Raw genomic sequence first — 14,949 nt, 5'->3', positions numbered from 1 at the left:
ATAATTGCCTACTTTTGCAATCTAAATTCAATCTAAATAAGCTTGCAAAATACAATACATACTCTGAAGAAAGGCGAAAAAGCCATTATCAAAGATTTTGATATCGATCTTATTCCACTTAAATTATTAGAAATGGGTTGTCTTCCTGGCAGCTTAGTTGAATTATTGCAGGTTGCTCCTTTTGGCGATCCTTTATATTTAGACATTAATGGTTCTCATGTTGCAATCCGAATTGAAACAGCTCGTGAAATTGAAGTAGAAATTATCAAAACCAATTTGTAATGAGTGTTCAGAATATCAATGTTGCCCTTATCGGAAATCCAAATACCGGAAAAACCTCTGTCTTCAATCAATTAACAGGTCTTAACCAGCAAGTTGGAAATTACCCTGGAATCACGGTTGAGAAAAAAATGGGTTTCTGCAAGCTTCCCAATAATGTTAAAGCCAATATTCTAGATTTACCAGGAACGTACAGTTTGAACGCCAGTTCTATGGACGAAAGCGTAGTAATCGAACTTTTATTAAATAAAAACGACAAATTATATCCAGATGTAGCAGTAGTTGTAACAGATGTCGAAAATCTGAAACGAAATTTACTGATTTACACACAGATAAAAGATCTCGAAATTCCGACGATTTTGGTCATTAATATGTCTGATCGTATGGAACGCAAAGGAATTTCTTTGGATATTCCGTATTTAGAAGAAAAACTAAAAACGAAAATTGCTTTAGTAAGTTCAAGAAAAGGTTTAGGAATTGAAGAATTAAAAGAACTCATTGTTTCTCATAAAGCCATTCCGCACGAACCTTGTTTGAATGCTTCTGTAATTGATCCGGAATATTTTGAAAAATTACAAAAAGCATTTCCAAACCAATTGATGTACAAATTGTGGCTGGTAATTACGCAGGATGTTAATTTTTTAAACTTAGACCGAAACGAAATACGAGGCACTTTTACCAAATCGCACTCCGAATTAAAACGTTTACAGCAGAAGGAAACCATCAAGAGATATCAGTTTATCAATGATGTTTTAAAAGATGGTTTAAAGATTGATGCTTCGATGGCGAAAGATATTCGTGCCAAATTAGATCGTGTTTTAACGCATAAAGTTTTTGGCTACGTTATTTTCTTTGCCATTTTATTTTTGATTTTCCAATCGATTTTCAGCTGGTCCACTATTCCGATGGATTTCATTGACAGCACTTTTGCTTCTTTAAGCAGCTGGGTTGCCGAAGAACTTCCAAGCGGTATTTTGACCGATTTGCTTTCTCAGGGAATTATTCCGGGAATTGGCGGAGTTATTATTTTTATTCCGCAGATTGCCTTTTTGTTTTTATTTATTTCGATTTTAGAAGAAAGCGGTTATATGAGCCGTGTCGTATTCTTGATGGATAAAATCATGCGCCGATTTGGACTTTCAGGAAAAAGCGTCGTGCCTTTAATTTCAGGAACTGCTTGTGCGATTCCAGCAATTATGGCAACTCGAAATATCGAAAACTGGAAAGAACGTTTAATCACTATTTTGGTAACGCCATTCACAACTTGTTCAGCAAGGTTACCTGTCTATGCGATTATTATCTCGTTGGTTATTCCGAGCAAAAGAATTTTTGGAGTATTAAATCTCCAAGGATTAACGCTTATGTCTCTTTATGTTTTAGGTTTTTTTATGGCCATTTTATCGGCTTATATTTTGAATAAGGTTTTAAAACTAGAATCAAAAACATATTTTGTTGTTGAAATGCCAAGTTATAAAATGCCTCTTTTAAAGAATGTGGGAATTAATGTCGTAGAAAAAACAAAAGCATTTGTTGTTGGTGCAGGAAAAATTATCTTGGCAATATCGGTTATTTTATGGTTTTTGGCTTCTTATGGTCCTGGAAAAGAATTTAATGAAGCCGAAACAATCGTTAAAGAAAGATTTGCCAATACTACTTTGGATGAAACTCAATTTGAAAACGAAGTTAATTCTCAAAAGCTAGAGAATTCTTATATTGGATTAATGGGAAGAGCGATCGAACCAGCTATTCAGCCTTTAGGCTACGATTGGAAAATCGGAATTGCCTTAATTAGTTCATTTGCTGCACGTGAGGTTTTCGTAGGAACATTGGCAACCATTTATAGTGTTGGAGATACAGATAACGAATCGACCATAAAAAGCAAAATGCAAGCAGAAATTCGTCCAGATACCGGAGAGAAAGTATTTGACTTTGCAACCGGAATCTCTTTATTGCTGTTTTATGCTTTTGCAATGCAATGCGCCAGTACATTGGCAATTACCAAAAAAGAAACCAACTCATGGAAATGGCCCGCAATGCAGTTGGTCTTCATGAGCGGTCTCGCTTATATTACCGCATTAATTGCGTATCAACTTTTAAAATAAGAAGTTATGTTTCAGGAAGTAATAGCCTTTGCCATATTAGGATTTGCAGTTGTTTTTTTGATTAAAAAGTTCTTTTTTAAATCGAAAAAGAAAAAAGATTGCGGAGGCGGAACTGATTGCGGATGTTCGTAATTTTAAGGTTCTAAGAGGCTAAGATCAAATGCTAAAAAGCTTCAGATAGATTTTATTTCTATTTGAAGCTTTTTTGCAAACAATAAGAATGTCTTATTCTTTTATTTTAAAAACCTAAAGTAGCTTATTGTTATCTTTTCTAAGATTATTTTTGACTATAAAATTTATTTAAGATGACACCAGAAGATAGAATGGAAGTAATTCGAGACAATAGAGTTGCTCGATTGCTGTGGTTTACAATAGGTTTTTTCTGCGCAATGATTATTACCTATTTTTCAATGAAAAACAATCATTAGTTTTTTCTCTGCTGATTTAATTATAATTTTATCCCATTAAAACAGCAGAAAAAACTTTAAAATGAATCCAAAAACTCCTTTTCTTTTCTTTCTATTTTTATGTTTTGCTCAAAGCGGAATTTCCCAAACAAAAACAGATGCAAAACAAGATTCAAATAATACTTTTCTAACATCTGATGGAGTTTCTCTATTTCTGAAAATTTCAGGAAAAGGTGATGCTTGTATTTTTGTGCATGGCGGTCCAGGCGCATGGAGCAAGTCTTTTGAAGAATTTGGCGGAAATGTGTTAGAAGATAAACTAACAATGTGTTATTTCGACCAAAGAGGTTGCGGTCGATCCGGATCTCCTGTAGACAACAATTACAGCATAGATAGAATGATTGATGATATTGAAGAAATTCGAGTTCATCTTAAAACGGATAAAGTATTTGTAATCGGGCATTCTTTCGGAGGAATTTTAGCTACTAAATATGCCGAAAAATATCCACAGCATGTAAAAGGCTTAATTCTATTGAATGCTACATTGGATATAAATGATTCTCTTCTTAATCAAATCGCTTTTATGGGTAAAACTCTGGGAAAAGATTTTACAGTAAAAAGTAAGGATTCAATTCTAAGTACTTTTTTTGAAGCTAAACAGCAAATTAAAAAAGCAGATCTAGATTATAAAATGCTTTCTGATAATAGAGCAACCGTTGAAAAACTGGACAGCATTGATAACAGTGAAAAAAGAAACACTTCATTTGCGCAGCATGCATTAAGTGGTCCGTTATATTTTAGTGATTTTACAAAAGAAACGGCTTCGATTAAAGTTCCAACACTTATAATTTCAGGAACAAAAGACAACAATATTGGCCCTGAACACTATCGTTTGTTTAAATTCCCAAACCAAGAAATTAAGATTATCAACGGCGGACATATTTTGTATTACGAACAAAATAAAGAGTTTAAAAACACAATCCAAACATTTGCTCAGAAAGTTAGATAAAGAAAAGATCAAAGAATCAAGATCAAAGACTTCTGTTAAGATTGAAAAAAAAAGATTGAAACTTAAAGAAAATAATGTCTTATTCAAATAATTTAAAAACCGATTTCATTAAGAAGTCAATTTCTTATAAAAATACTTTTGATATATTCTAAAGTAATGCAAAATGACAAAATTTGAAAAAAGAGAAATAGCTAGAGATAAAATCATTACGCATTTAATGTGGTTTTGATCCAAATTATAAATCTTTAACAAATAATTTAAACACTTATAAAAAAGCGACTCTATATTTAGAGTCGCTTTTTTTATAAATTAAATGATCTTACTTCAACCCTTCCCATTCTGCATAAAATTGGGCAAGGAAAGTTTCCATAAAACGATGTCTTTCGGCAGCGATTTCTTTTCCCTTTTCAGTATTCATCTTGTCTTTTAAAAGTAAAAGCTTTTCGTAGAAATGATTAATAGTTGGAGCGCTGTTCTTTTTGTACTCCTCCTTTGTCATATTCGTTACAGGAGCAATTTCTGGATTGTATAAAGCTCTATTCTTAAATCCGCCATAATTAAACGCTCTAGCAACACCAATAGCGCCAATGGCATCTAGACGATCTGCATCTTGCACAATATCCAATTCGAGAGAAGAGAATTTCTTTTCGAAATTTCCACCTTTATAAGAGATATTTTCAATGATATTGACTACATGAACAATTATATCTTCAGAAACATTTTCGGCTTCTAAAAACGCTCTGGCTGTTTTTGGCCCAATAGTTTCATCTCCGTTATGAAATTTACTATCGGCTATATCGTGCAATAAGGCTCCTAATTGTACAACTGTAAGATCGCATTCTGTTTCCTTTGCAATCAATAGTGCATTTTTATAAACACGTTCAATATGAAACCAGTCGTGGCCTCCTTCGGCATCGTTTAATTTTTCTTTTACAAAAGCAATGGTTTTAATAATTAATGCTGCGTCGCTCATAGTGAAGTTTTTACGGTTTATAAAAAAAGTTGATTGCCAAAGATTTAAATCTTCAACAATCAACAAATATAATTTATTCAAATTTTAAAAATCTAAAATTCCACATTCCAATTAAGAATCTGAAATCTCCATTCTAAAATCTAAAATTTTAAAGTCTAGCTGGTTCAACCCATTTAAAGATATGCGATTCTTGTGGAATAACGATTCTTTCAGAAATTTTAGCCATTCTTGCAGGCAATTTCATTAAATAGTCACGTGCTTTTTCAGCTTCATCAGTCAAATTAGAGATTTTATCTATCTCCCATTTGTTGATTAATTTCTGCATAATTTCAACGTAATCATTTGCAGTGTAAACTCCAATACGTTGTGCAGAATCAGAAAACTGTTCGAAAGCTGTGCTTATTTTTTGACCAGATTCTCTCAAGAAATGAGCTGGCATAACGATTTTCTGCTTCATCATGTATTGAAAAGCCAACATCATTTCGCTAGGATCTACTTGGAAAATTCTAGTAACAAATTCACTGTATGCATGGTGGTGACGCATTTCGTCTCCAGCAATCATTTTACACATTTTAGACAACTTGTTGTCGCCAAATTTCTTAGCCATCTGCGCTACTCTATTGTGCGAAACATAAGTTGCTAATTCCTGAAAACTAGTGTATACAAAATTCTTGTACGGGTCAGTTCCAGTTCCAATATCAAAACCATCGTTGATTAAATGCTGTGTAGTCATTTCGATTTCACGCATGTTTACACGACCAGACAAATACAAGTATTTATTTAAAAGATCTCCGTGACGGTTTTCTTCTCCAGTCCATTGTCTCACCCATTTGGCCCAACCGTTTCCTTGGCCTTCTTCCTGCTGATCTATTCCTTCAACATCCATTAACCATGACTCATATGTAGGCAATGCTTCCTCAGTGATGGTATCACCAACAAGCGTAACCCAGAAATCGTACGGAAGTTCTTTAGCAATCTCACGTAATTCTTTTACCTCTTCAAAGAAGTTTTCTCCTTGAGAATCTGGTAAGAAATCCGACGGTTGCCAAATTTTTTCCACTGGAATTAAATACTGTTCCACGAAGCTATCCACGTTTTTTTCCAAAAACTGCATTACTTCTAATCTAATGTTTTTTATAGACATTACTTATTATAGATTTGGGTTGTACGTTTTAGCTCGGACTAAAACTTAAACCTGTTTATATTCATTTATTCCTTCTTTAACTGCTTTTTCAGTTATCTCCATCAGCTCTTCGAACTTGTAATCTTTAACAGCCAAAGCTTTATGAGCTGTAAATTTGAGGTGATTTCCTAAACCAACAGGAAAAAAACCAAATTTTACCATTTTCCAAGAATTATTGATACTTACCGGTACAACATACGCAGATGGTGCATATTTGCATAAAATTTTTAAACCGCTTTGCGCAAATTCTTTTGGTACTCCCGTTTTACTTCTTGTCCCTTCTGGGAAAATAACGGCAGATCTTGTGTTTTTTTCGATATATTCAGACAAGCCTTTAATAACGGGTATCGCTTGTTTAGGGTCTTTTCGGTCAATTAAGACAGATCCTCCATGTTTCAAATTATAAGAAACACTCGGAATTCCGCTGCCTAACTCCTTCTTACTTACAAATTTACAATGAAAACGTCTAAAGTACCAAATCATTGCCACGATATCGTACATACTTTGGTGATTTGCCACAAAAATAATTGGCACACCCTTCGGAACCGTGTCCACGCCTTCAATTGTGTATCTTGTCCCGACAAGATTTGTACATTTTAAAAGGCAGAAATTTAAATAATCAACACTTTTTTTGTGAGCCTGGTAACCAAAAACATTTAAACAAATCCACTGAATTGGGTGAAAAACAGCCAAACATAAACCAAATAATAAATAATAAATTACCGATATTGGATAAGAAATAATTTTTTCCATGCTTCAAAAATTAATGCGCAAAAGTAGTAAATATATTTTTAGACTTATTAAAATTGAAAACAATAACTGTTTTTATGGTTTAATTGTACCTTTGCACTAGAATTTGCAAATTTTTTCTGAATTAAATGAACTTTACTTACCCTAAAAACGAGCGTTTAAAAAGCAAAACGACAATTGGATTACTATTTTCTGAAGGAAAATCGGTTTCCAAATATCCGCTTCGTTTGGTTTACCGTCAAGCGGAAGCAAATTCAAAAGAGCAGACTAAAATTGGTGTTTCAGTTTCTAAGAAATATTTCAAGAAAGCTGTTGACCGTAATTATTTCAAAAGGCTTTTAAGAGAAACGTATCGTTTGAACAAAAATTTGCTTTTGGATAACCTGGATCAACCCTATTCGATAATGCTTTTTTATCAGACCAAAGACCGTTTATCTTACGAAGAAATCAATACCAAAATGATTCAGTTATTTGAGAAATTTTCAGCTCAAATCAACAAACCGCAAGATTCTGATACGAAAACTGAAGCGTAAATTTCAAAACGTAAGATTATTAATCAAGTTAGACAAAAAAATCGTAGTTTTAGCTCTAAATTGAAATTTTATGCGTCAACTTTTCTTTTTATCTATTTTCGTTTTGATTCTTTGTGGCTGTAGCAAATCTTATGAAGCAGAAACAAGCGCAATCTCTATTCAGTCGGTAAAACTTCCTGCAAAAGCAGAAGCATCTTCTTATGACGCAGATCCCGCTAAAGCACCACCGCCTCCAAAAGTCAAACAAGAAATTGAGCAAAAGATAATAAAGGAAGCCACTTTACGGTTTGAAACCGATAATCTTGAAAATACTTTCAATCAAGTTCAAAAAGCTGTTTCAAGCAACAAAGCTAGAATCATAAATGATTCTGAGGGTAAAGATTATGGAACTGTCTTTAGAAATCTTATTGTCAAGGTACCAAGCCAGAATTTTGACCGTTTTATAAATGACGTTTCTAAAGGGGTTTCTTATTTTGAAGTTAAAAACATATCTGCTGAGGATGTAACAGAACAGTACATAGATCTTACTTCAAGATTAAAAACAAAGAAAAAACTGGAAGAACGTTATCTTGAAATTTTAAAGAAAGCGAACAAAGTCAGTGAGATTTTAGAAATTGAACAACAAATTTCAACTATTCGAGAAGAAATAGAGGCTAAAGAAGGTCAATTAAAATACTTAGAAAGTCGTGTTTCTGAAAGCACGATCACAATAGAGTTTTATAAAACTATTGCCGAAAAAGAAGGCGTTAAAATATCATACGGCTCCAAACTTTGGAACGCCGTTAAATCGGGATTTTATACTTTATCCGATTTATTAATTTCTTTATTAAGCGCTTGGCCGTTTGTAATTTTATTTGTTGTATTTGCCTATTTTATAAGAAGAAGATTTAAAAGAAGAAAAAAAGAATAATCATGTATCCGTATTTCAAGAAGAAATTTATTATACCAGTCGCTGCGGCGGGAATGTTGTTTGTTGGAACCAGTTTAAGAGAAGACTTTTTTGAAATTGCCAAACAGATCGAGATTTTTACGACTTTGTTTAAAGCCGTAAATACCAATTATGTCGACGAAACCAATCCTGGTGATTTGATGGATAAAGCCATTAAGAGTATGTTGGGAAGTTTAGATCCGTACACGGTTTATTTTAACGAACAAGATGTAGTTAACTTCAAAATCAATAATACTGGAGAATATACCGGAATCGGTGCTTTGATTTCTAGAAAAAATGACCGCTTAGTTGTACGCGAACCTTATAAAAATTATCCCGCAGACAAAGCAGGATTAAAAGCCGGTGACGAAATCATTCAGATTGGTGATGTCTTGATTGCTGATTTTAAAGACGACGCTTCTCAATTATTGAAAGGAACAAAAAACACTAAAATCAACATCAAATATCTTCGTCAGGGAAAACCAAGTACTACGGTTTTAGTTTTGGATGAAGTCGATATTAAATCGGTTCCTTTTTACGGAAAAATTGATAATAAAACAGGATATATTGTTTTGGCTCATTTTAGCAGAAAAGCTTCAGCTGAAGTTAAAGATGCTCTTGAGAAATTAAAAGCCGATGGAGCCAAACAGATTGTTTTGGATTTAAGAGGAAATCCTGGAGGATTATTGAATGAAGCAATTGATATCTGTAATTTATTTGTTCCAAAAAACGAAGTAATCGTAACAACTAAATCGCGAATTGAAAAACACAATAATACTTACAAAACGCAGAAAGAACCAGTTGATACTGAAATTCCGTTAGCTATTTTAGTAAACGGAAGAAGTGCTTCGGCTTCTGAAATTGTTTCAGGTGCTTTGCAAGATTTGGATCGTGCCGTTATTTTAGGAAGCAGAAGTTTTGGAAAAGGTTTGGTTCAGCGTTCTGTTGATTTAACTTATGGAACGCAATTGAAAGTTACTATTTCTAGATATTATACTCCTTCTGGAAGATGTATTCAGGCTTTGGATTATGCGCATAAAGATAAAAATGGTGTGGCTCAGAAAACTGATGCTAAAAATTTCAATGCTTTTAAAACCAGAAAAGGAAGAACGGTTTATGATGGCGGAGGAGTTTTACCAGATATTGAATTGGAAGAAACCAAAACGAGTGCCATTGCAACTGCTTTAATTAAAAATGATGGCGTTTTTGATTATGCAACAACGTATTATTACAAAAATCCAGCTTTGGGAGATAAAATTCCGACTATTACAGATGCAGATTATACTGCTTTTAAACAATATCTGAAAACCAACAAAATCACTTTCGATACAGAAACCGAAGTGGCTTTAAAAAACACTTTAGTAGCAGCTAAAAAAGAAAAAATAGACGAGACCATTACTGCCGAATATCAGCAATTGTTAAATGCTTTAGAAAAAAGCGAAACTACTTTACTGGACAAAAATCAAAAAGAAATTAAAAACATGATTTTGGAAGAGTTGATTAAAAGATATCAATATCAGGAAGGTTTGTACCAGTATTATTTAAAAAACAATTCAGAAATTAAAAGAGCAGTTAGCGTATTAAATAACCAAACAGAATATAAGACGATTTTAAAAATGTAGTGAATGAAGATAACTTTAGCCCTGACTCTTTTTTCATTTTATACAGTAACGGCACAGCAAAAACCTGTTGAAACTATTTATTTTGAATTTGACAGGTATGATCTGACAGATAAACAAATTACTGTTGTTTCAAACTTTATAAAAAACATAGACACAGCAAAAGTTGAGTCTATACAGATTTATGGCTATTGTGATGATCGCGGAAACGATGAGTATAACTTTAGATTGTCTAACAATCGGGCTAATACGATTCAGAATCTATTGGTCGGGAAAGGATTCAAACAAAGTAAAATCGTCATTCTTGAAGGAAAAGGGCGTGTTGTCGTAAAAGCAGATACGGTAGAGAATCTGTATGAGACACGTCTCCGAAATCGGCGGGTTGATTTAATCGTTGTTAAGAAAAATAGTTTTGGAAAAGGTGTTTATACTTCTTTCAAAGACAATCTAAAAGTTGGTGACAAAGTTTATCTCGAATCTATTCTATTTGATATTGGAAGCGCCAAACTAACCAGCACTTCTAAAAAAGAACTGGATAAAATTGCAGTAACACTTCAAAAACATAGAACTCTCAATTTTGAGATCAGAGGCCATGTCTGTTGCACGCCAGAAATTTACAGTGACGGAATTGATAGAGATACAAAAGAAAGGAGACTTTCCTGGAATCGTGCCAAAACGGTTTTTCACTATTTAATGTCTAAAAAAATCTCCAAAAGCCGTATGACGTATATTGGATGCGGCAATCGATATCCGTTAGGAAAAGGTGATAATTATGATCGGCGGGTGGAGTTTGTTATTACTAAAATCTAGTTTTTTTTTTTTAAGATTCTAAGATACTAAGTTGCTGAGGTTCTAAGTTTTTTGTTGCTTGGAATATGCTAAAAATCCTTTCGGATTTATTTCATTTTTTAATTATTCTCGAATCATCTCTATATGCGGGATATCATCTTCTAGATACATTTCGCTAGTTTGAACAAAACCGTGGCTTTCGTAGAATTTCTTCAAATATAATTGCGCTCCAATGGTAATTTTATCTTTTCCAAAATTAGATTTAATTCGAAGTATGGCTTCCTGCATTAGTTCATGTCCCCATTTTCTATCTCTGTAATTGGCGTCTACAACTACTCTTCCGATAGAAGCATTATCAAAACTAATTCCAGCATCAAATAAGCGTGAATAGGCCACGATTTTATCTTCAAACTCTCCTATTAAGTGTAACGCTTTCTTGTCTTTGCCATCAAGGTCTAAATAGACGCAGTTTTGCTCAACGACAAAGATTTCACTTCTTAGTTTGAGTAAATCATATAACTCATGAACAGTTAATGCCTCAAAAGGCTTTATTTTCCATTTTAATTCCATTCTTGTTTGTTTTTTGCCACGAAGGCACGAAGGCGCTAAGTTATATTATTTTTTAGTTGCACTAAAGTTTCTTACAGAAATCGCAAAAGACACAAAGTTATATCTCATAGAAATAAAACTTTGTGCCTTTGCGCCTTCTGTTTCTTTGTATCTAAATAGAAAATTTATTTTTTGGTCATTATAATTTCCATGCTTTTATATTCGGTTCCGTTTTTTGTGTCGAACATTTCCATTTTTCGGGTCTTAGCATCTACGATTGTGTAAACTTCTCTATACTTGGTGTTTTTTGCGGTTACTGGATCGGCCATTTCTCCGTCATATTCTACACTCTTTGTGCTTTCATTATACTTTCCTCTACCAACCATCATTCCCGTTCCCATGTTATCAATAAATGTAGAGATGTATTCTTTACTCGCATTATTATAACCAACTGTGCCTTTGCCTTCAAATGGCTGCCCCATCATAGTTCCTTTATAAGTTGCTTCTTGAAAGCGTCCACCTAAAATCATTTTAATTTCCGCCACAGAAGTTTCTTTTTCAGGTTTTGCATTTGCATCAGACCAAAATGTCATATCACAATTCCAAGTTCCAACTTCATCAGCCAGCATTTTATGCGGATTACTAGGAGTTGCATATTCTTGCCAAGCCTTCATTTGTGCGACAGAATCTAATGGCGCTTCAGCAACAGGTTCTTCAGTTTTAACAGAATCTGTTGCTACTGAGGTTGTACTTTCTTCTTTCACTTCTTTTTTACAAGAAATAAAACACAAGGTTATTATTGCTAAGGTTGCGGTTAACTTTTTCATAACTATTTGTTTTTATGTTTGTTATGAATAAAAGTACGAATTTTTTTGTTTCATGTTTCATGTTTCATGTTTCAAGTTGACATACTGAACGAATTGAACCGCAAAAAACTTGAAACCTGAAACTTGAAACTCTATCTTTTGTCGATTTTAACCGTTTTTATAATGGCTTCAAGTTCTAACATTAGATCACGTTCTTGATGTGAAGGCGAATAACAGAACCCTTCTATAACCAAAACACGATTGAAGGTTTCGTCTAATATGGCATAATTGATAAAGGGACCCGACATAAAATCGTTTTTCAATTCCCACGTTCCTTTTGTTTCGAAAGCCGTTTTATTATCTAAAGTTATTTTTGAGAAATAAGGAGCGTATGCTTCACTGGTAATCATTTGCGTATTGGGTTCACGTCCTTGAATATATTTACCGATTGAATCACGCATTTTGACAATGGCGTTTACAACGTCTTTTTTCTTCTTGAAATTAGTTAGTGGAATCTGATAAATTAGTAAACTGGTGTTACCGCTTATGATTTCTTTTTTAAGCCAGATGAATTTCTTTTTATGCAGCATATATTCATATCCTGATGGAATCTGAATATTAATATGGAATTTGTTTTTAATAATTGCCTTATTTAACAACGAAGTGCTGTTATCTTCCTGAATTTTTTCAATTTCGGCGTCGTGAATTATTTTTATAATCTGCGCTGAATTCAATTCGAGACTGCAGATAATATCGTCTACCGACTTTCCGTAAATGCGAAAAGTATTGTGAGGCAATGTTTTGCTTCGAATGATTTCGAATTTATCAGCTGCGGCTTTTTTTACCACAATAATGCTTCGGCTGTCTGTAACAAAACCTTCTAGCAATCTGGCGGGATATTGATTTATGGTAAAAAGAGGCTCTTCTTGGGTAAGTCCAAGAACAGGAGAGGCAAATTTATTTCTGATGCTATCACCTACTTCTCCATACCATAACTGATCATCAATAATGACAGAGATGGTGTTGGTTTTTCCTGAAACTGGTTCACTTTGTTTTTCACTTTTAAAACAAGAAGTCAGGAAAAATGGAACTAATAGCAATAAAAAATGGGTTTTATTCATTTTTTTAATTTATGAAATAAAACCCAAATTTAATAAGATTATTCTATTTATCCGTTTATTTTAAGTTTCATTCCCGGTTTAATATCTTCATCTTTAATGCCATTCCATTTTTTAATATCTGAAATTGTTACTCCAGGATATTTTTTAGAAATGCTGTATAAAGAATCTCCTTTTTTAACATAATAATCTTCACTTACATTTTTAGAAGGTGCTTTTTTCTTGAATGAATCAACCGAGTTTGATGCAATTGCTGTCGAAACAGGCTCTTCTATAACTATTGCTGCTTTAGAAATAATCAGTGTTTTTCCTAAACCAATATTATTTGAGGTTAAATTATTAAGTTCTTTTAACTCCGCAATAGTCGTACCGAATTTCTTTGCAATACTGCCTAAATTATCTCCAGCTACCACAACATAGTCCATATCTACCGCTGTTGGCTTATTTTTTTCATCAGCAGAAGCGATTGCTTCTTCTTTTCTGTCTATGATAGGAGTAGTTTTAACTGGAACTTCTTCTTCAGATTTAATCTTTAGACTTCTTCCAATAGCAACAGCATTTGTTTTCAGATTATTCCATTTTTTCAACTCGCTGATGCTAACATTATATTTAGATGCAATTGCGCCTAAATTATCTCCTTTTCTAACTTTATAAAATTCGAAATCACCGCTTTCAACCGCTGCAGGTTTTGTAGCAGCAGGTTTTGCTTTAGGAGCATACTTTAAAGCTAATCTAGATGATGTTGCTCTAAACTCTTTGTCGTATTTTACGTAAGCATAAATTTGTTCTTCGTTTGAAACAAATGTTGCTACTTTATCTTTTGGAAGACGTATAAAATGCTGTTCTCCTTGGTAAAAAGGCACAACACCCATTTTATACGACGGATTTAAAAGCTGAATCTGAGATTGTGGCATGTCTAATAAATCGGCAATCTGTTTGAAAGACATTTGATTTTTGACTGCTACTGTATCGGTTTCAAAGTTTTTAACTACAGCTCTTTCTGGATTAATTCCGTGTTCTTTGTGGTATTCAAAAAGGTACATTGTTGCTAAGAAAGCTGGTACGTAACCTTGAGTTTCTTTTGGAAGATAATTACGAATGTCCCAGTATTTTGTTTTTCCGCCAGAACGACGAATTGCTTTGGTAACATTTCCTGGACCTGAATTGTAAGACGCTAAAACCAGTTCCCAGTCGCCAAAAATATTAAACATTTTGGTCATATACTCAGATGCTGCAGCTGTAGCTTTAAGAGGATCACTTCTTTCATCGATATAAGAATCGATTTTTAAAGCGTATTGTTTTCCGGTTCCGTACATAAACTGCCAAAGTCCCGTAGCGCCCATTTTAGAAACTGCTTTAGGATTTAAAGCAGATTCTACAACGGCTAAATATTTTATCTCTAGAGGAACATTTTGTTTGGCAAAAGCATCCTCAAAAATTGGGAAATAATATTCTGATAAAGCCATTAATCGAGAAAACGATTTTTTACGATTCTTAAGAAATGACTTTATTATATTTTCTAAACCTTGATTGTATTGTATCTCAAAAGGTGATTTCTCATTCATCGCCGCCAAACGCTGCTTTAGCAGTTCGGTTGGAAGTTCTTCATCAACAGTAACATCCTTATTGATGGTTTGAATGTCCTTGGTCAGATCATCATAAATATCGAGACTTACTAATTCGTTCATCCAAAGACTATCTACTTTTGTAGCAAGATCGTTCTTTTTGAATGTACTCTTAATAGAATCTAAATATGAAAGTTTAACCTCTGGTTTCAGTTCTATATCTGTCTTTGCCGTTTCTTGCGCACAGACAGCTAACGAAAAGAAAGCCGAAACCACTAACGATAATTTCTTTACAATCATATAACATTTTTTTAAAATTCTGTAATTCAAACAATTACA

The 14,949-nt window shown here is 33.5% G+C and carries 16 protein-coding genes; 9 read left to right on the top strand and 7 right to left on the bottom strand.

What is annotated here, in order from left to right; translation table 11 throughout:
• The first annotated feature begins 42 nt into the window (after positions 1 to 42).
• From AAYQ05_RS01900 to AAYQ05_RS01880, 5 genes are all read left to right on the top strand, one after another.
• Entirely contained in the window at positions 43 to 282 is a 240-nt protein-coding gene (locus AAYQ05_RS01900; protein ID WP_177211560.1) for a FeoA family protein, read from the top strand.
• On the top strand, positions 282 to 2,381 hold the full coding sequence (gene feoB / locus AAYQ05_RS01895) for a ferrous iron transport protein B (RefSeq protein WP_343540779.1): 2,100 nt from the start codon (positions 282 to 284) through the stop codon (positions 2,379 to 2,381). Before AAYQ05_RS01900 ends, feoB begins: the two co-directional genes overlap by 1 nt.
• A 6-nt stretch (positions 2,382 to 2,387) precedes the next feature.
• Positions 2,388 to 2,513: a FeoB-associated Cys-rich membrane protein gene (locus AAYQ05_RS01890; protein WP_343540778.1), complete on the top strand. Its 126-nt coding sequence runs from the start codon at positions 2,388 to 2,390 to the stop codon at positions 2,511 to 2,513.
• Between the two features lie 173 nt (positions 2,514 to 2,686).
• On the top strand, positions 2,687 to 2,809 hold the full coding sequence (locus tag AAYQ05_RS01885) for a hypothetical protein (protein WP_281634324.1): 123 nt from the start codon (positions 2,687 to 2,689) through the stop codon (positions 2,807 to 2,809).
• A 61-nt stretch (positions 2,810 to 2,870) separates the two neighbouring features.
• Entirely contained in the window at positions 2,871 to 3,797 is a 927-nt protein-coding gene (locus AAYQ05_RS01880; protein ID WP_343540776.1) for an alpha/beta fold hydrolase, read from the top strand.
• Between the two features lie 319 nt (positions 3,798 to 4,116).
• On the opposite strand, the gene AAYQ05_RS01875 is transcribed toward AAYQ05_RS01880, so the two are convergent.
• The 3 genes from AAYQ05_RS01875 to AAYQ05_RS01865 all read right to left on the bottom strand — a co-directional run bounded on the left by AAYQ05_RS01875 (position 4,117) and on the right by AAYQ05_RS01865 (position 6,706).
• The gene (locus AAYQ05_RS01875) at positions 4,117 to 4,770 is read right to left on the bottom strand and encodes an HD domain-containing protein (protein WP_343540774.1); all 654 of its coding nucleotides are present in this window, start codon (positions 4,768 to 4,770) and stop codon (positions 4,117 to 4,119) included.
• A gap of 148 nt (positions 4,771 to 4,918) precedes the next feature.
• Complete coding sequence (locus tag AAYQ05_RS01870; RefSeq protein WP_177211555.1) at positions 4,919 to 5,914, bottom strand: acyl-ACP desaturase; 996 nt, start codon at positions 5,912 to 5,914, stop codon at positions 4,919 to 4,921.
• A 45-nt stretch (positions 5,915 to 5,959) separates the two neighbouring features.
• Complete coding sequence (locus AAYQ05_RS01865) at positions 5,960 to 6,706, bottom strand: lysophospholipid acyltransferase family protein (protein ID WP_343540771.1); 747 nt, start codon at positions 6,704 to 6,706, stop codon at positions 5,960 to 5,962.
• 125 nt (positions 6,707 to 6,831) lie between these two features.
• On the opposite strand from AAYQ05_RS01865, the gene rnpA reads away from it, so the two are divergent.
• The 4 genes from rnpA to AAYQ05_RS01845 all read left to right on the top strand — a co-directional run bounded on the left by rnpA (position 6,832) and on the right by AAYQ05_RS01845 (position 10,593).
• On the top strand, positions 6,832 to 7,236 hold the full coding sequence (rnpA, locus tag AAYQ05_RS01860; protein WP_343540770.1) for a ribonuclease P protein component: 405 nt from the start codon (positions 6,832 to 6,834) through the stop codon (positions 7,234 to 7,236).
• Positions 7,237 to 7,306: 70 nt separating this feature from the next.
• The gene (locus AAYQ05_RS01855) at positions 7,307 to 8,146 is read left to right on the top strand and encodes a DUF4349 domain-containing protein (RefSeq protein WP_343540769.1); all 840 of its coding nucleotides are present in this window, start codon (positions 7,307 to 7,309) and stop codon (positions 8,144 to 8,146) included.
• Between the two features lie 2 nt (positions 8,147 to 8,148).
• The gene (locus AAYQ05_RS01850; protein ID WP_343540768.1) at positions 8,149 to 9,786 is read left to right on the top strand and encodes a S41 family peptidase; all 1,638 of its coding nucleotides are present in this window, start codon (positions 8,149 to 8,151) and stop codon (positions 9,784 to 9,786) included.
• A 3-nt stretch (positions 9,787 to 9,789) separates the two neighbouring features.
• Complete coding sequence (locus AAYQ05_RS01845; RefSeq protein ID WP_343540767.1) at positions 9,790 to 10,593, top strand: OmpA family protein; 804 nt, start codon at positions 9,790 to 9,792, stop codon at positions 10,591 to 10,593.
• A 102-nt stretch (positions 10,594 to 10,695) separates the two neighbouring features.
• Here AAYQ05_RS01845 and AAYQ05_RS01840 read toward each other — a convergent pair whose 3' ends face one another.
• The 4 genes from AAYQ05_RS01840 to AAYQ05_RS01825 form a co-directional block, all read right to left on the bottom strand.
• A complete protein-coding gene (locus tag AAYQ05_RS01840; RefSeq protein ID WP_343540766.1) occupies positions 10,696 to 11,142 on the bottom strand; it encodes a GNAT family N-acetyltransferase in 447 nt (148 codons plus the stop codon).
• Between the two features lie 164 nt (positions 11,143 to 11,306).
• Positions 11,307 to 11,948, bottom strand: a complete 642-nt coding sequence (locus AAYQ05_RS01835) for a DUF1579 domain-containing protein (RefSeq protein ID WP_343540765.1) — start codon at positions 11,946 to 11,948, stop codon at positions 11,307 to 11,309.
• Positions 11,949 to 12,079: 131 nt separating this feature from the next.
• Positions 12,080 to 13,048: a DUF4837 family protein gene (locus AAYQ05_RS01830; RefSeq protein ID WP_343540764.1), complete on the bottom strand. Its 969-nt coding sequence runs from the start codon at positions 13,046 to 13,048 to the stop codon at positions 12,080 to 12,082.
• A 47-nt stretch (positions 13,049 to 13,095) separates the two neighbouring features.
• Positions 13,096 to 14,910 carry a LysM peptidoglycan-binding domain-containing protein gene (locus tag AAYQ05_RS01825; RefSeq protein ID WP_343540763.1) on the bottom strand — a complete coding sequence of 605 codons (1,815 nt, stop codon included), beginning with the start codon at positions 14,908 to 14,910 and terminating at the stop codon, positions 13,096 to 13,098.
• Between the last annotated feature and the right edge of the window lie 39 nt (positions 14,911 to 14,949).

Origin of the sequence: Flavobacterium movens, assembly GCF_039581425.1 — a bacterium.
Lineage (GTDB): Bacteria > Bacteroidota > Bacteroidia > Flavobacteriales > Flavobacteriaceae > Flavobacterium > Flavobacterium luteolum.
This window is presented reverse-complemented; position numbering and strand designations above follow the sequence as displayed.